Genomic DNA, 17,586 nt, shown 5'->3' on the forward strand with positions numbered 1-17,586 from the left:
ACATTCTTAATACTAAAGTAACGCTTTCATAATGACTTTCAACGTTTTGATTAACATTGAGCTTCTAATTTTGGCCTAATTAAAAAAAGCAAAAACTAGAAATCAAAATCATAGTTATGAAAACAAAATTACCTATTGCACTTCTTTGTCTTCTTAGTACCTTTTTGTCACATGCACAACAACTGCCAAAAGGAATTACCGGTAACACAAACTGGATGAATAATTGGACTAATTTTAATCCGGCTAAAACAGAATATAATGAAGCAACAAATATAATTGCAGGAACTATTGATAAAGACACCAAACTTTTTAAACGCAATACGTATCAATTGGTTGGAGTTGTTTATGTAACTAACAATGCCACACTAACAATAGAACCCGGAACAGTAATTCGTGGTGACGATAAAACTTGTGGAACTCTTGTGATTACAAACGGAGCAAAAATCAACGCCGAAGGTTTAGAAACTGATCCTATCGTTTTTACTTCAAACAAAGAAGTTACAGAAAGAAGACCTGGAGACTGGGGCGGAATAATTATTTTAGGAAAAGCGCCAATAAATACTATTGGAGGTATTCATATTTTGCCTTTTGATTTAGAACCTATGTTAAATCATTACGGAGGCCAGGATGCCGAAGATAATTCAGGGATTTTAAAGTATGTTCGAATTGAATACTCTGGCAGAAAATTAAGCGCTGCCAAAGAACTTAACGGACTTTCATTAGCTGGTGTTGGGAGAAAAACGGTTTTAAGTAATATTCAAATCAGTTATTCTAATGATGATTCTTTTGAAAGTTATGGTGGAGATCTGATCATGAACAACTTAATTTCATATCGAACTACAGACGATGATTTCGATTTTACACAAGGTGTTCAATGCAATATAAGCAACAGTATAGCAATTCGTAATCCTTTTTCATCTGACATTTCAGGATCTAGATGTTTTGAAGTTGACTCATATGATAAAATTGCAAATACTGATATGAGCAAAAAACTAACTAAAATAAATGCCAACAATATTACTTTAGTTAATACCGAAGAAAATAATCAAGGATTAGTTCGCGAATCTATTTATGTGAGGGAAAATACTTTTTTCAATTTGACAAATAGTATTGTTTCAGGATTTGCTCCTTTTGTTTTACTAGAAGGAAATATTGGAAATGGAGATGCCAACCTTGCTAAAATTACATTCAAAAACCTGATCGTTAACAATTGTAATGGTGCAATAACGAGCGAAGCCGGAGCTGCAAATACCGCAATTCAACAATATTATAGTAACCCAGCTTTCGATATTAACTTTACCACTATCAAAAACAGTGAATTGTTTACAATGCCTAATATCAAAGGAAATCCGGACTTTAGAATGAACGTAAACAACACAATAGCCATTGGAAATTAAACTCTTAAAGCACTTTTATTTCAACAAAATTTAACAAATTTACAGATTAAGAAAAGTTTTTTTTGAAATTTTATGTCTTTTAATCCAAATTACATTTATATCTTTGCCATATCAAAATAAGATTATGAAAACAATAATGAACAATACTTGGTGGTGGAAGAATTTACGTCAAACGTCGTGAACGAAGCTTCCTATGGTATTTTCAAAACTATAAATATAAAAGGCTTGTCATCACGACAAGCCTTTTTTTTTGGTCATAACTCAAACAGAAAAAATAAATAAAAATTAAAAAACAACATACTTTGAAACCTTTTATACTCAACACACACTACAAACAAATTCTGGCAGACACAATTACGCCGGTAAGTATTTATTTTAAAATAAGAGATAAATTTCCAAATAGCTTATTATTGGAAAGTAGCGATTACCACGGAAATGACAATAGTTTCTCTTACGTTTGCTGTAATCCGATTGCAACAATCAAAATTGAAAACGAAACTATCTCTAAAACATTTCCTGACGGAACAACTGAGCAAATTAATATTGATGCTTCAACTAATATTCCAGAAGTAATTCAAGAATTTTCAAGTCAGTTTAAATCAGAGAAAAACGATTTTAAATTCATCAATAACGGATTATTCGGATACATTTCTTACGATGCTGTTCGTTATTTCGAGAAAGTTTCTATCGCTAAAAAAGACAATGCAACTTCAATTCCGGATGTTTTTTACGCAGTTTATCAAAACATTATTGCGATCAATCACTTTAAAAATGAAGCGTATATTTTTTGCCATAGCGTAGATGGAAGAAACAACATCTCAGAAATTGAACAATTATTACAATCAAGAAATATTGCCTCTTATAAATTTACTAAAGAAGGCGAAGGTTTTTCGAATTTAACTGATGATGAATTCAAACACAATGTAGCTTTGGCTAAGAAGCATTGTTTTAGGGGAGACGTTTTTCAATTGGTTTTATCACGTCGTTTTACACAAGGTTTTAAAGGTGACGAATTCAATGTTTATAGAGCTTTAAGAAGTATTAATCCATCACCTTATTTGTTCTTTTTTGATTATGGCGATTTCAAAATATTTGGATCTTCGCCCGAAGCACAAATTATCGTAAAAAACAGAAAAGCAGAAATTCACCCAATTGCAGGAACTTTCAAAAGAACCGGAAATGACGAACGCGACGCTCTTTTAGCCAAAGAACTTTCTGAAGATAAAAAAGAAAATAGCGAACACGTAATGTTAGTCGATTTGGCAAGAAATGATTTAAGTCGAAACGGTCACGATGTAAACGTAGAAAAATACAGAGAAGTTCAGTTTTTCTCTCACGTAATTCACTTGGTTTCTAAAGTTACTGGTCATTTACATGAAAAAGCCACAACAATGCAGGTCGTTGCTGACACTTTTCCAGCAGGAACTTTAAGCGGTGCACCAAAACACAGAGCAATGCAATTGATTGAAGATTATGAAAAAACAAATCGTAATTTTTACGGAGGCGCAATTGGTTTCATGGATTTTGAAGGGAATTTTAATCACGCGATTATGATTCGAACTTTCCTGAGCAAAAATCATCAATTACACTGTCAGGCCGGAGCTGGAATCGTAGCAAGTTCTGATGAAGAAAGCGAAATGCAGGAAGTTTATAATAAGTTAAGAGCTTTGAATACAGCACTGGAAATGGCGGAAAAAATATAATTTCAAGTTTTTTTAGTTTCAGGTTTCAAGTTGTTGGAATGTGAAACAGAAAACTTGAAACAAAGAAAACTTGAAACAAAAAATATAACCTATGAAAAATTTAATTCCTTTTATTATCGCTTTCGTTCTTTTAGTATCATGTGAATCAAAGAAAGAATCGACAAGTATACCACTAACAGGAACCTGGCGTCTGATATCAGCAGAAACGACAGAAAAAGATTCAACTTTCTCGACTTTCAATCCAAAAACAAAAATGATTAAAATTATAAATGATACTCATTTTGCTTTTTTCAATCACGATTTGAATAATGGGAAAGATTCAACAAATGCAGTATTCTTTGGCGGAGGCGGAAAATATACTTTAAAGGATAGTACATACACAGAGAATTTAGAGTTTTTCAATAACAGACAATGGGAAAACAACAAATTTGAGTTTACCGTAAAAATTAAAAACGATACCTTAATTCAGAAAGGAATCGAAAAAGTAGAAAAATTAGGTATCAATCGTATTATCACTGAAAAATACGTTCGAGAAAAATAAAAATCAGTTTTCAGTCACAGAACTTGAAACTTGAAACAAAGAAAACCTGAAACAAAACAAAAGACATGAAAAAAATATTAGTTATAGACAATTACGATAGTTTCACTTACAATTTAGTGCACTATTTAGAAGATTTAAACTGCGAAGTAACCGTTTATAGAAACGACGAATTTGATATTGACGAAATCGCTTCTTTCGATAAAATATTACTTTCTCCTGGACCAGGAATTCCTGATGAAGCTGGTTTATTAAAAGCAGTAATTCAGAAATATGCTCCAACAAAAAGCATTCTAGGTGTTTGTTTAGGACAACAAGCAATTGGAGAAGTTTTTGGCGGAACACTTTCAAACCTTGATAAAGTATATCACGGCGTTGCAACAAATGTAAAAACAGTAGTTTCAGACGAAATTTTATTTGAAGGTTTAGGCAATGAATTTGAAGTAGGAAGATACCACTCTTGGGTTGTCGACAGTAATTTGCCAGATGTTCTTGAAGCAACTTCAATAGACGAAAACGGACAAATTATGTCGTTAAGACACAAAACTTTTGATGTAAGAGGTGTTCAGTTTCATCCGGAAAGTGTGCTTACACCAAATGGAAAAAGGATTTTAGAGAATTGGATAAAGAGCTAGTATTCAGTCTCAGTCACCGTTTACAAAAAAAACTTAGAACCTTAGAATCTTAGCAACTTAGAGCCTAAAAAAAATGATAACTATTTTAGAAACCGGAGAAATCAATATTGAAGACGTTTTGATTTTATATAAAGCAAATGAATGGAGTTCTGCCAGTAAACCAAACGAATTATATAACGGACTTTTAAATTCGGAAACCTTAATTACAGCTTGGGAAGGAAAAAAATTAATCGGGCTTGGGAATGCAATTTCTGATGGATTTTTAACCGTTTATTATCCACATTTATTGGTGCTTCCTGATTATCAAGGAAAAGGAATTGGAAAATTGATCATGGACAAAATGCAGGAGAAATACAGTCACTTTCATATGCAAATGCTTACAGCAGACGGGCGATCTGTTGACTTTTACAAAAAGAACGGATTTGAACGTGCAGGCAAAACAGAACCTATGTGGATTTATCAGGGAAATGAACATTAGAAAAAGTTTTCAGTATCAGTCGCAGTTTACAGTCTTAGCAACTTAGAGTCTCAGCGACTCAGAACCTTAAAAAAAATGAAAAATATATTAAATAAATTAATCAATCACGAAGTGCTTACAAAAGAAGAAGCCAAAAACGTATTGATTAATATTTCAAGTGGAAGTTACAATCCAAGTCAGATTTCGGCATTTTTGACCGTATTTATGATGCGAAGTATTACGATTGATGAACTTTCGGGATTTCGTGAAGCTTTGTTAGAATTGTGCGTTCGCGTCGATTTATCAGCTTATAATACCATCGATTTATGCGGAACCGGTGGTGACGGAAAAGATACTTTCAACATCTCAACTCTTGCCTCTTTTATTTCGGCCGGAGCCGGAATTAAAGTCGCAAAACATGGCAATTATGGCGTTTCATCCATTTCAGGATCAAGCAACGTGATGGAAAAAATGGGAGTCAAATTTAGCAATGATCTTTCATTTTTAGAAAAATGTATAGACAAAGCCGGAATTTGTGTTTTGCACGCTCCTCTTTTTCATCCAGCGATGAAAAATGTTGGACCAATTCGTAAAGAATTAGCCGTAAAAACATTCTTCAATATGTTGGGACCAATGGTAAATCCGTCGTTTCCACAGAACCAATTGGTTGGTGTTTTCAATTTAGAATTGGCGAGAATGTATGCTTATTTATATCAAAATACGGATATCAATTTCACGATTTTACATTCGCTTGACGGATATGATGAAATCTCCTTAACAGGTCCGACCAAAACAATCACATCGCACATGGAAGGCATGTTGAAACCGGAAGATTTTGGTGTTCGTCTTTTATCACAAAGTGAAATCGAAGGTGGAAAAACTATCGAAGAATCGGCCGATATGTTTATCAATATCATTTCAGGAAAAGGAACTGAAGCACAAAATAATGTGGTTTGCGCAAACGCTGCAATGGCAATCGCAACAGTAACAAAATGTTCTCCACTAGAAGGATTTGAATTAGCAAAAGAAAGCTTGTTTTCTGGAAAAGGGCATCAGGCTCTTAAAAATTTACAAGAACTTAGTAAGTAAAAAAAATAGTTTCAAGTTTTCTTTGTTTCAGGTTTCAAGTTTTTGGAACGAGCCTGAAACCTGAAACCTGAAACCTGAAACAAATAAAAACAATGAACATACTAGATAAAATAATATTTGATAAACAACGAGAAGTAGTTCTAAAAAAATCAATCATTCCTGTTTCGCAATTGGAAAGTTCCGTATTTTTTGGAAGAGAAACGATTTCTTTAAGTCAAAAACTCAGACAAAGTTCAACAGGAATTATTGCTGAACACAAACGTCGTTCTCCTTCAAAATCAGTCATCAATCACAGTTTTACAGTTGAAGAAGTCGTTAAAGGTTATGAAAATGCAGGCGCTTGCGGAATCTCGGTTTTAACCGACGGAAAATATTTTGGAGGTTCTCTAGACGATTTGCTTTTGGCAAGAGCGAGTGTAAATATTCCGTTATTACGAAAAGAATTTATTGTCGATGAATACCAAATTTTAGAAGCAAAAGCTTTTGGTGCCGATTTAATTTTACTAATCGCTGCGGTTTTAACTCGTGAAGAAATCAAATCATTATCAGAATTTGCAAAGAAATTAGGTTTAGAAGTTTTGCTTGAAGTTCACAATCAGGAAGAATTAGAGAAATCGATTATGCCAAGTTTAGATATGATTGGTGTGAACAACCGAAACTTAAAAACGTTTGAAGTGAGTTTAGATTTCAGTAAACAATTGGCTTCTCAAATTCCGAATGATTTTGTAAAAGTATCTGAAAGCGGAATTTCGTCAATCGAAGCCATTTCAGAATTAAGACCTTACGGTTACAGCGGATTTTTAATTGGAGAAAACTTCATGAAAACCGACAACGCCGGAAAAGCAGCAACTGAATTTATTAGTCAGCTGTAAGCAATAAGCTTTAGGCTGTAAGCTTAAAAAAAAAATCAACATTGTGCTAAAAACTTAAAGCCTATTGCTTAAAGCTTTTAGCCAAAAAAAGCATTAAAAAAATGAAACTCAAAATATGCGGCATGAAATATCCCGAAAACATTCTCCAGGTAGGTGCACTCCTACCCGATTATATGGGGTTTATTTTCTGGGAAAAATCCGCTCGATATTTTAACGGAACAATTCCTGAACTTATAGAAACAATTAAAAAAGTAGGTGTTTTTGTAAATCAGAGTCAGGAAGAAATTCTGGAAAAAGTAACAAAATACAATTTACAAGCCGTTCAACTTCACGGAAATGAATCTGTTGAATTTTTATCAGAATTAAAACAACATTTGCCTAAAAAAACCGAAATTATAAAAGTTTTTTCTGCAGATGAAAATTTTGATTTTGAAGTTATAAAACCTTTCGAATCAGTTTGTGATTACTTTCTGTTTGATACAAAAGGAAAATTACCTGGCGGAAACGGAACCACTTTCGACTGGACTATATTAAAAAAATACAATTCAGACAAACCCTTCTTTTTGAGTGGTGGAATCGGAATCAATGAATTAAAAGCTATCGAAGAAATTTCAAAAACCAATCTTCCTATTTATGCAGTCGATATAAATAGTAAATTTGAAATCGAACCGGGGCTAAAAAACAAAAATCTATTTAGCAATTTCAAACGAAAATTTGATGTTGCCAACTTTTAAAATTGGAATAAAATGAATTTTAACGTCAACGAAAAAGGATATTACGGGGAATTTGGAGGAGCTTACATTCCTGAAATGTTGTATCCAAATGTAGAAGAATTACGCCAAAACTATTTAAAAATAACAAGCGAGCCAGATTTTAAAGCAGAGTTTGATCAATTGCTAAAAGATTACGTTGGACGCCCAAGTCCACTATATTTTGCAAAACGTTTATCTGAAAAATACAACACCAAGATTTATTTAAAAAGAGAAGATTTAAATCATACCGGAGCGCATAAAGTCAATAACACAATTGGTCAAATATTAGTTGCAAAACGCTTGGGTAAAAAACGAATTATTGCCGAAACCGGCGCTGGTCAACACGGTGTAGCAACTGCTACGGTTTGCGCACTTATGGGATTGCAATGTATCGTTTACATGGGCGAAATTGACATTGCACGCCAGGCTCCAAACGTAGCGCGTATGAAAATGTTAGGTGCTGAAGTTCGTCCGGCACTTTCGGGTTCAAGAACCTTAAAAGATGCTACAAACGAAGCGATTCGCGATTGGATTAACAATCCTGTAGACACACATTATATTATTGGATCTGCGATTGGACCACATCCTTATCCGGATATGGTAACGCGTTTTCAAAGTGTAATTTCCGAAGAAATAAAATGGCAGTTGAAAGAAAAAGAAGGACGCGAAAATCCTGATTATGTTGTCGCTTGTATTGGCGGCGGAAGCAATGCTGCAGGAACTTATTATCACTTTTTGCACGAGCCAGAAGTTGGAATCATAGCCGTTGAAGCAGCAGGAAAAGGTGTCGATAGTGGTCATAGTGCAGCAACAAGCAAATTAGGTAAAGTAGGCGTTATTCACGGTTGTAAAACCCTTTTAATGCAAACTCCTGACGGACAAATTACGGAACCGTATTCGATTTCGGCAGGTTTAGATTATCCTGGAGTTGGTCCAATGCACGCACATTTGGCGCAAACAGGTCGTGGCGAATTTTTCTCTGTTACTGATGACGATGCTATGAACGCAGGTTTACAGCTTACAAAATTAGAAGGAATTATTCCGGCGATTGAAAGTGCTCATGCTTTTGCAGTTTTAGATCAAAAGAAATTCAAGCCAACTGATATTGTAGTTATAAGCCTTTCTGGTCGCGGCGATAAAGATTTAGACAATTATATTGAGTATTTTAAATTATAATAAAATAACAATTTATGGAACAATTATTCTCCTACGGAACATTAAGATCTAAAGAAATTCAAAGGCAGATTTTTAATAAAGTATTAACCGGAACTCCAGATCAACTTTTGGGTCACAAACTAAAAAGTTTGCAAATCGAAGAAGAATTTGGAATGGCAGATTATGTCGTGGTAGTTCCTAGTCAAGATCCTACAGATATTATACACGGTGTCGTTTTTAACATATCGCCTGCAGATTTAGCTAAAGTAGATTTATTCGAATCCAATGCTTACAAAAGAGTTCAGGTAATATTGAATTCCGGAAATGTTGCTTGGATTTATATGGAAAACTAATTATTATATTACTTAAAAGCAAATGTGTGTAAGGTTTTGAAATCTTGTAAATAAAAAATAAAAAAATGACTGGGATAATTAATTATGAAACGTTTCTTTTAACAGGCCTTTTGCTGAATATCACGCCTGGTAATGATACCATTTTTATATTAAGCAGAAGTATGGCACAAGGAAAAAGAGCTGGAATCATGTCTGTATTGGGTATTGCAACCGGTTCTTTAATTCATACAATACTGGCTGCTTTTGGTCTTTCTATTATTATTGCTAAATCTATATTGGCTTTCAATATTATAAAATATGCGGGTGCAGCTTATTTATTGTATGTTGGATATAAAATGTTGACAGACAAAACCAAACTTAATACGGATACATCTATTTCTGAAAATTTAATTAATTTAAAGAAAATATACCGTGATGGTGTTCTTACAAACGTTCTAAATCCAAAAGTTGCCTTATTTTTTATTTCTTTTCTTCCTCAATTTATTGATCCTCATACAACAAATACAATTGTTCCATTTATTAAACTGGGTGTAACATTTACAATTACGGGAACAATATGGTGTTTAATTTTGGCAAATTGTGCTTCGGTTATTTTCTCAAAATTAAAGCACAATAAAAAACTCTCAAATTATGTCAACAAAACCTGTGGAGGAGTTTTAATTGCGTTAGGAATAAAAATAGCATTGACTACTAAAAAGTAAAAGTAAAACAAAATGATTCTAGCAGCTGCCCAAACAAAACCAACGCGAGGAGATATCGATGCTAATTTATTAGATCATTATCAACTTATAGAATTGGCTGTACAAAATAAAGCTCAATTAATAGCATTTCCTGAAATGTCTATTACAGGTTATGAAAGAGAAAATGCTCAGCAACTGGCTTTCAAAAAAGACGATGCTCGTTTAGATAAGCTGAAAAAACTAGCGGTCGAAAATAACATTGTAATTATTGCCGGTGCGCCTATTCAAATAGAATCAGAATTGTTTATTGGAGAATTTATCATTTCTCCTGATAATTCGGTTGCTGTTTATACGAAACAATTTTTGCATGAAGGCGAAGATGAATTTTTTCAATCTTCGTTTGATTATAATCCGATGTTAACAATAGAGAATAAAAAGATTTCGTTTGCTATTTGTGCCGATATTGATAATCCGTTGCATCCTGAAAATGCATGTAAGTTGGCAACTGATATTTACATAGCAAGTATTTTCTTTACTCCAAACGGGATTCCGAATGCGTATCGAGATTTACAAACTTATGCAGCGAAACATAAAATGAATATTTTGATGTCCAATTTCAGTGGCGAATCCTGGGGATATCCATCAGCTGGACAAAGCGCTTTTTGGAATAACAAAGGAGAATTGGTTGGGCAATTGAATGATTCAGATTCAGGATTACTTTTAGTCGAAAATCAAAATGATAATTGGTCAAGTAAGATTATAAAAAAATAAAAAATAATGCCACAGATTAAAAAGATTCTCTCAGATTTTTTGTTTCACGCAGATTCAGCAGATTAATGCAGATTTAATTTAAAAGCAATTATAATAAATCTGCACAAATCAGCTTAAATCAATTTAAATCTGCGTGAAATAAATTTATAGCTAATCAGTGAAAATCATTTAATCAGTGGCAAAACTTAATAACATACCTAACAGGTTTTGCCCCGAAGCCTCGGGACTGTTAGGATAAAAAATAAAAATGATGAACAGAATAACTCAAAAATTACAAGAAGATAAAAAGATACTTTCTATTTATTTTTCGGCTGGATATCCTAATTTAAATGATACTGTACAAATCATTCAGGACTTAGAAAAAAACGGTGTTGATTTAATCGAAATCGGGCTTCCGTTTAGCGATCCTTTGGCGGATGGACCAACAATTCAGGCAAGTTCTACGCAAGCACTTCATAACGGAATGACGACTCAAATTCTTTTTGATCAGTTGAAAAACATCCGCGAAAGCGTAAAAATTCCGTTGATTATAATGGGATATTTCAACCCTATGTTGCAATATGGTGTTGAAGCTTTTTGTGAAAAATGTGCTGAAATTGGTATCGACGGATTAATTATTCCGGATTTACCGGTTGATGTTTATGCTGATGAATACAAAGCAATTTTCGAAAAATACGGATTAATCAATGTGTTTCTAATTACTCCACAAACTTCAGACGAACGTATTCGTTTTATCGATAGCGTTTCGAACGGATTTATTTATATGGTAAGTTCTGCAAGTGTTACAGGCTCTCAATCTGGTTTTGGAAATGTTCAGGAAGATTATTTCGAAAGAATTTCGAGCATGAATTTAAAAAACCCACAAATTATTGGTTTCGGAATTTCGAATAAAGAAACTTTTAATCAAGCCACTAAATATGCAAAAGGCGCAATTATTGGAAGTGCTTTTATCAAACATTTAAGTGAAAAAGGTTCTGGGAAAATTGCAGAATTTGTTGGAGAGATTCGATAAATATCTTCAATAAAAAATCTAGTTTGTCATTTCGAGGAACGAGAAATCACACTAGAAACTCCACATAGAAAATCACTAATCTTTATCGAATTACGAGTGTGATTTCTCGTTCCTCGAAATGACAAAACAAAGAAAGCAAAAAAGCTATAATAATATTACTCATAATATTATTATAGCTTTTTTGCTTATAAACATTGACTTTAAAGCATAATTTAACATAAAACAACTATACCGTTTTATGTTAATATTATGTTAAAACAAAATTAAACAACTGTTTAATTTAAACACTTGTTTAATTTTGTACCCGATTAGAAAACACACCATGTCAAACATCGAATTAAACGATAAAAAAATTCAGATTCTTGAGGTTGCTGAAAAGCTATTTTCTGAAAAAGGATTTGAAGGAACATCGATACGGGATATCTCAAAACATGCCAAGATTAACATTGCCATGGTTTCGTATTATTTTGGTTCAAAAGAAAGACTACTTGAATCTTTAATTATTTACAAAACTTCTGATTTAAAATTAAAACTCGAAAATTTATTACAGGAAAATCTCGAACCTATTGAAAAAGTCAATAAATTAATCGAAATTTACATTCATAGAATCAGCTGTAACAAAGGGATTTTCAGGGTTTTGCATTTTGAAATTAACGCAAAAAAAAGAGAAAAAAGCTTTATTGCTTTTACCGAACTAAAAAAAGGAAATCTAAAATCTGTTGAGAGTATTATTACTCAAGGTCAGGAAAAAGGTGTCTTTAGAAAAGATGTAATCATTCCCCTTATCACACCAACTATAATAGGAACTTATTTTCACTTTCATATGAATAAACCTTTTTTCGAAGAATTATTAAATTTAAAAACAGAAGAAATGTACGATGAGTACATAAAAACCAGTCTTACAAAGCACATTCAACAAACTATAAAAGCTCTACTTGTTTATGAAAATTAATCAATTAATGCTCTTTGGTATTTTCTTTATTGGAATTTCATCAATTGAAGCACAAGAAAAAACAAGTTTAACCTTAGGCGAAGCCGTTAAAATGGCTTGGGAAAAAAGTAACGAAGTTACACTTGCCAATACTAAGGTAAACACAAAAAAATACGAGTTAAAAACCGTAAAAGACAATCAGTATCCAGATATTAAAGTGTCTGGTCAATATCAGCGTCTTACGAAAGCATCGATTAGCATGCCAAATCAAGGCGAAAATGCTTCTTTAGCATCTCCGGACAGAGCAATGCTTGGAATGGCAAATTTAAGCCTGCCCCTATTTGCAGGATTTAAAATCCAGAATAGTATTGATGCTTACGATAATTTGTACGAAGCGGAAAATGCTAATGCTGCAAAAACAAAAGAAGATGTTGCTTTAAGAGTAATTACTTATTACACTGCTTTGTATAAGGCTCAAAAAACATTGGATGTTTTAAATGAGAACCAGAAAAGCGCGAAACAACGTGTTACTGATTTTACAGAATTAGAGAAAAACGGAATTATTCCTAGAAATGATTTATTAAAATCTCAATTATTAGTTTCAAAAACACAATTATCTATTGATGAAGCTACTAACAATCTTAATAATATCAACTTCTATCTAACTACTTTACTAAAGTTAGATCCTAATACTAAACTTCAGGTTAACGAAGATGATTTCTTTAACTTAAAAACTAGCAACGCGCCAACTTCTGACATTTTGGCTCTTGAAAACAGAAAAGATTTGGAAGCAATTCGTTTGCAGCAAAAAGCTTCTGAATCAAATATCAAAGTAGCAAAAGCAGCTTATTATCCTACATTAGCTTTACTTGGTGGTTATACTGCTCTAGATCTTAAAGACATTATAACGGTAAAATATGCAATGAACTTTGGATTAGGTTTAAGTTATGACTTGTCTGGAATTTACAAAAATAGCGCTCACGTAAAAGTTGCCGAAAGTAAAGCTCTTGAAGTTAAAAATACTGAGGCTGTAATGACGGATCGTATTAAAGTTGAAGTTCAAAAATCTATTGAAGATTATGACTTGGCTATTAATCAAAGTGTCGTTTATGATGAAGCTCTTCAACAAGCAAGCGAAAATTACAGACTTGTAAAAGATAAGTTTGACAATGGTTTATCAGATACTAATGATTTGGTTGAGGCTGATGTTGAACAATTAAGCGCAAAAATCAATACAGCTGTATCTAAAGCTACAATAATTCAAAAATATTACGAATTACTTTCAGTATCAGGACAATTATCACAATCATTCAATCTTTCTAAAATATAATCGATACCTCTCATGGAAAAGAAAAAAACAAATACTAAATTCATCATCATACTAACCGTTTTGGTTTTAGTGGGCGGAACATACGGAATCTCAAAATACTTACACTCACAAGCTCACGAAGAAACGGATGATGCTCAAATCGAGAAAAAAATGAATCCAATTATTCCTAGGGTATCTGGATATATTAGTAAAGTATATGTAAAAGATAACGACTTTGTAAAAAAAGGAGATACTTTATTTACAATTGACAAAAGAGATTACCAATTAAAAATCGACGAAGCAAATGCTGCATTATTAGGTGCGGAAGGTCAATACGAAGCTGCAAAAGCTGATATTGGAAGTGCAAGTGCAAGTATTTCGGTTTCTGATGCTCAAATGAGATCTGCAACTGGTTCTATCGAAAGTGCGAAAATCAGATTAAGACAAATTACAAACGATTACAACCGTTACAATAATTTGTACAAAACACATACAATTACAAAACAACAATACGAGCAGGCTTTATCTGCAAAAGAAGAAGCTGAAAACCAAGTACGTGTTTTACAAGATCAACAAAGAGCAAGTTCTTACCAAAAATCAGTAATTCAATCGAAATCTAAAGTTTCTGATAAGCAAACTGAAGTAGCTTCTGCAAATATTAAAAAAGCAAAAACAATGCTGGATGTAGCACATTTAAATCTTAGCTATACTGTTGTAACTGCGGCAATTGACGGTCAGGTTTCTAAAGTAGATATTCAGCCAGGACAATTGGTACAGCCAGGACAATCTTTGTTTTACATCATTAATAATAATGAAGCTTGGGTTGTTGCTAACTTTAAAGAAACTCAATTAAACAAAATGATTATTGGACAAAAAGTTAGCTTAAAAGTTGATGCTTATCCAAACTACGAATTCAAAGGAACTGTAACTTCATTTTCGCCAGCAACAGGATCTCGTTTCTCATTATTACCTCCTGATAACGCAACAGGTAACTTCGTAAAAACAATTCAGAGATTACCGGTAAAAATTAGTTTAGACGAATCTAACGATCCAGAAAAAGTAAAATTACTAAGACCAGGAATGAATGTTGACGTAGACGTACATTTAAAATAAAAGAATGGCAACAGCAGTACAAGCAGACGACGATTTAGTAGAATACGGTTATAGACGTGTGATCATTACGATTACTGCAGTACTTTGTGCACTGTTAGAAATTGTAGATACCACAATCGTAAACGTAGCTCTAACAGACATGCGAGGTAGCCTTGGTGCTACTTTAACTGATGTGGCTTGGGTAATTACAGCATACGCTATTGCGAATGTAATTGTAATTCCGATGACGAGTTGGCTATCGCAACAATTTGGAAGACGTAATTATTTTGTGGCCTCTATCATTCTATTTACAGTCTGCTCCTTTTTGTGTGGGAACGCCAGTAATATATGGGAACTAGTTGCTTTTAGGTTTGTACAAGGTATGGGTGGAGGAGCTTTATTGGTTACTGCCCAAACTATTATTACCGAAAGTTATCCTGTAGCAAAACGTGGTATGGCGCAAGCTATTTACGGAATGGGTGTAATTGTTGGTCCAACTTTAGGACCGCCTTTGGGAGGATATTTAGTAGACAACTACTCTTGGCCTTATATTTTCTATATCAATATTCCGTTAGGAATTATCGCTACTCTTTTGGCAATTACTTTTGTAAGAAGCCCTAAATACGGAGAAAAATTAAAAGCAAATCAGGTCGATTGGTGGGGAATTATATTATTAGCCGCTTTTATTGGATCATTACAATTTGTTTTAGAACACGGACAACAAGACGATTGGTTTAACGATTCGACAATTGTAACGCTAAGTGTTGTGACTGTTCTTGGATTGGTACTTTTCATTTGGAGAGAGCTAACCTATAAACACCCAATTGTAAACTTGAGCGTTTTAAAAGATGGAAATCTTAGAATTGGAACTATAATGTGTTTCATACTTGGTTTCGGTTTATACGGGTCAACATTAATTATTCCAATTTATACGCAATCTATTTTAGGATGGACAGCAACTGATGCCGGATTATTATTGATTCCGGGTTCGATTACAACTGCGATCATGATGCCATTTGTGGGTAATATGATCCAGAAAGGAGTTCCGCAAGGCTATATGGTTGGAGTTGGATTTTTTGTCTTCTTCTTATTTACCTTTATGATGTACAGTCGTATGACGCCTGATACTGGAGTAGAACATATGTATTGGCCTTTAATTTTAAGAGGAATTGGTTTAGGATTACTTTTTGTACCTATTACAACACTTTCGCTTTCGACTTTAAAAGGGAAACATATTGGTGAAGGAGCTGCTTTTACAGGAATGATGAGACAATTAGGTGGTTCATTTGGTATTGCGATTATTACCACTTTCATCACTCGTTTCAGTCAGGAACACAGAGTTGACTTATTGACCAATTTAGATCCGGCAAAATACGATATTCAACAACGTATTGCAGGAATGCAACATGCATTTATGGCTAAAGGATATAGTGCTGATGTTGCACTGAAAAAAGCATATCAAGCTTTAGAATATTCAGTAATGAAACAAAGCACAGTAATGGCATATATGGATATTTTTATGTATTTAGGAATTATGTTCCTATTATGTATCCCGATTATCCTTTTCATTAAAAAAGGAAAGAACAAAATTAATCCTGCTGATGCAATGCATTAATAATAATTGATTTATAATACGAAAAAAGCCGAGTTCATTCCTGTAACTCGGCTTTTTTATTTGATGTTATTTATATCCTAAATTTTCAGGGATTAATCCCGAAGCCTCGGGACCTGTCTACAATATGTCCCGAGCCTTCGGCTCTCTAACAAGAAAAATCTCAGAATCTTAGTGCCTTAACAACTCAGAACCTTAAAAAAATCTCTGCACCTTAGAAACTTTGAGCCTATGTTCCTTTGAGCCTATGTTCCTTTGAACCTTTGTTCCTTTGAACCTTAGTACCTCAGCACCTTTGAACCTTTGAACCTCAAAAAAACCTATCTCGTAAAAACCAAATGATTTCCTTTAGAAAGATTAGCATCAAACTGATAACCTTCGTAATTAAATCCTTTTAAGTCATCAATCGTTTCGGCATTGGTATCGATGATATAACGCACCATCATACCTCTCGCTTTTTTAGCAAAGAAGCTGATCATTTTTAGCTTTCCATCTTTATAATCTTTAAAATCAGGTGTGATTACAGGAACTTTTAATGCTTTTACATCTACTGCCGAAAAATATTCATTACTGGCCAAATTCACAAACAACTCCCCTTTTGTCAGTTCTTTATTCAAAGCTTTGGTAACAGTTGGTTTCCAGAATTCGTGCAGGTTTTTATATTCTCCAACGGGCATTTTAGTTCCCATTTCTAATCTGTAAGCCTGCATTAAATCAAGTGGTTTTAAAACTCCGTAAAGTCCGGATAGAATTCTTAGCTTACTTTGCAAAACTTCTAATTTTTCAAGCGGAATTGTATAGGCATCTAAACCAGTATAAACATCTCCATCAAAAGTATAAATTGCCGGACGTGCATTTTCTGGTGTAAAAGGCGTTTTCCATTTTTGATTGCGTTCCCAATTTAAATCGGCTAATTTCTCTGAAATTGACATTAACTCTGATAATTCAGATGGCTTTTTTTCTTTTAAAACTTTATGAACCTGACGCGCTTCTTTTAAAAAAGCTGGTTCAGTATATTGAGTAGTTGGTAATTCTTTTTCAAAATTTAAAGACTTCGCTGGCGATATAACAATTTTCATGTGTACGTTTTTGTATGATTCAAAAATACAAATTGAATTTCTAAAAAGATATTATTGCAATTGATTTGTTTTATATCGCTATAAATCTTTTTTTGCCACAGATTAAAATATTAAAAAGATTCTTTTTATCCTTTAAAACTTGACCATAT

At 33.3% G+C, this 17,586-nt stretch carries 18 protein-coding genes; 17 read left to right on the forward strand and 1 reads right to left on the reverse strand.

The window, feature by feature from the left end:
• The first annotated feature begins 116 nt into the window (after positions 1–116).
• The 17 genes from ACHRVZ_RS17995 (at position 117) to ACHRVZ_RS18075 (ending at position 16,361) form a co-directional block, all read left to right on the forward strand.
• Complete coding sequence (locus ACHRVZ_RS17995; RefSeq protein WP_395424275.1) at positions 117–1,397, forward strand: hypothetical protein; 1,281 nt, start codon at positions 117–119, stop codon at positions 1,395–1,397.
• 302 nt (positions 1,398–1,699) lie between these two features.
• Positions 1,700–3,100, forward strand: a complete 1,401-nt coding sequence (locus tag ACHRVZ_RS18000; protein WP_395424276.1) for an anthranilate synthase component I family protein — start codon at positions 1,700–1,702, stop codon at positions 3,098–3,100.
• A 91-nt stretch (positions 3,101–3,191) separates the two neighbouring features.
• Positions 3,192–3,641, forward strand: a complete 450-nt coding sequence (locus ACHRVZ_RS18005) for a hypothetical protein (protein ID WP_395424277.1) — start codon at positions 3,192–3,194, stop codon at positions 3,639–3,641.
• A 65-nt stretch (positions 3,642–3,706) separates the two neighbouring features.
• Positions 3,707–4,273, forward strand: coding sequence for an anthranilate synthase component II (locus tag ACHRVZ_RS18010; protein WP_395424278.1), 567 nt, complete (start codon positions 3,707–3,709; stop codon positions 4,271–4,273).
• 73 nt (positions 4,274–4,346) lie between these two features.
• Positions 4,347–4,751 (forward strand): GNAT family N-acetyltransferase, encoded by a 405-nt coding sequence (locus ACHRVZ_RS18015; protein ID WP_395424279.1) that lies wholly within the window; start codon positions 4,347–4,349, stop codon positions 4,749–4,751.
• 75 nt (positions 4,752–4,826) lie between these two features.
• On the forward strand, positions 4,827–5,819 hold the full coding sequence (trpD, locus tag ACHRVZ_RS18020) for an anthranilate phosphoribosyltransferase (protein WP_395424280.1): 993 nt from the start codon (positions 4,827–4,829) through the stop codon (positions 5,817–5,819).
• Positions 5,820–5,911: 92 nt separating this feature from the next.
• Positions 5,912–6,691 carry an indole-3-glycerol phosphate synthase TrpC gene (gene trpC / locus ACHRVZ_RS18025; protein ID WP_395424281.1) on the forward strand — a complete coding sequence of 260 codons (780 nt, stop codon included), beginning with the start codon at positions 5,912–5,914 and terminating at the stop codon, positions 6,689–6,691.
• A gap of 101 nt (positions 6,692–6,792) precedes the next feature.
• Positions 6,793–7,425, forward strand: coding sequence for a phosphoribosylanthranilate isomerase (locus ACHRVZ_RS18030; RefSeq protein ID WP_395424282.1), 633 nt, complete (start codon positions 6,793–6,795; stop codon positions 7,423–7,425).
• A 12-nt stretch (positions 7,426–7,437) separates the two neighbouring features.
• Positions 7,438–8,619: a tryptophan synthase subunit beta gene (gene trpB, locus ACHRVZ_RS18035; RefSeq protein ID WP_395424283.1), complete on the forward strand. Its 1,182-nt coding sequence runs from the start codon at positions 7,438–7,440 to the stop codon at positions 8,617–8,619.
• A gap of 14 nt (positions 8,620–8,633) precedes the next feature.
• A complete protein-coding gene (locus ACHRVZ_RS18040; protein WP_395424284.1) occupies positions 8,634–8,951 on the forward strand; it encodes a gamma-glutamylcyclotransferase family protein in 318 nt (105 codons plus the stop codon).
• 65 nt (positions 8,952–9,016) lie between these two features.
• Positions 9,017–9,652 (forward strand): LysE family translocator, encoded by a 636-nt coding sequence (locus ACHRVZ_RS18045; RefSeq protein ID WP_395424285.1) that lies wholly within the window; start codon positions 9,017–9,019, stop codon positions 9,650–9,652.
• 12 nt (positions 9,653–9,664) lie between these two features.
• Entirely contained in the window at positions 9,665–10,402 is a 738-nt protein-coding gene (locus ACHRVZ_RS18050) for a carbon-nitrogen hydrolase family protein (protein WP_395424286.1), read from the forward strand.
• Positions 10,403–10,652: 250 nt separating this feature from the next.
• A complete protein-coding gene (trpA, locus tag ACHRVZ_RS18055) occupies positions 10,653–11,414 on the forward strand; it encodes a tryptophan synthase subunit alpha (protein ID WP_395424460.1) in 762 nt (253 codons plus the stop codon).
• A gap of 322 nt (positions 11,415–11,736) precedes the next feature.
• On the forward strand, positions 11,737–12,366 hold the full coding sequence (locus tag ACHRVZ_RS18060; RefSeq protein ID WP_395424287.1) for a TetR/AcrR family transcriptional regulator: 630 nt from the start codon (positions 11,737–11,739) through the stop codon (positions 12,364–12,366).
• Positions 12,356–13,675 carry a TolC family protein gene (locus tag ACHRVZ_RS18065; RefSeq protein WP_395424288.1) on the forward strand — a complete coding sequence of 440 codons (1,320 nt, stop codon included), beginning with the start codon at positions 12,356–12,358 and terminating at the stop codon, positions 13,673–13,675. The genes ACHRVZ_RS18060 and ACHRVZ_RS18065 overlap by 11 nt, the downstream gene beginning before the upstream one ends.
• 12 nt (positions 13,676–13,687) lie before the next feature.
• The gene (locus tag ACHRVZ_RS18070; protein WP_041517171.1) at positions 13,688–14,767 is read left to right on the forward strand and encodes an HlyD family secretion protein; all 1,080 of its coding nucleotides are present in this window, start codon (positions 13,688–13,690) and stop codon (positions 14,765–14,767) included.
• 4 nt (positions 14,768–14,771) lie between these two features.
• Positions 14,772–16,361, forward strand: coding sequence for an MDR family MFS transporter (locus tag ACHRVZ_RS18075; RefSeq protein ID WP_395424289.1), 1,590 nt, complete (start codon positions 14,772–14,774; stop codon positions 16,359–16,361).
• A gap of 317 nt (positions 16,362–16,678) precedes the next feature.
• On the opposite strand, the gene yaaA is transcribed toward ACHRVZ_RS18075, so the two are convergent.
• On the reverse strand, positions 16,679–17,437 hold the full coding sequence (yaaA, locus tag ACHRVZ_RS18080) for a peroxide stress protein YaaA (RefSeq protein ID WP_395424290.1): 759 nt from the start codon (positions 17,435–17,437) through the stop codon (positions 16,679–16,681).
• Between the last annotated feature and the right edge of the window lie 149 nt (positions 17,438–17,586).

Source organism: Flavobacterium sp. FlaQc-57 (genome assembly GCF_044007395.1).
Lineage (GTDB): Bacteria > Bacteroidota > Bacteroidia > Flavobacteriales > Flavobacteriaceae > Flavobacterium.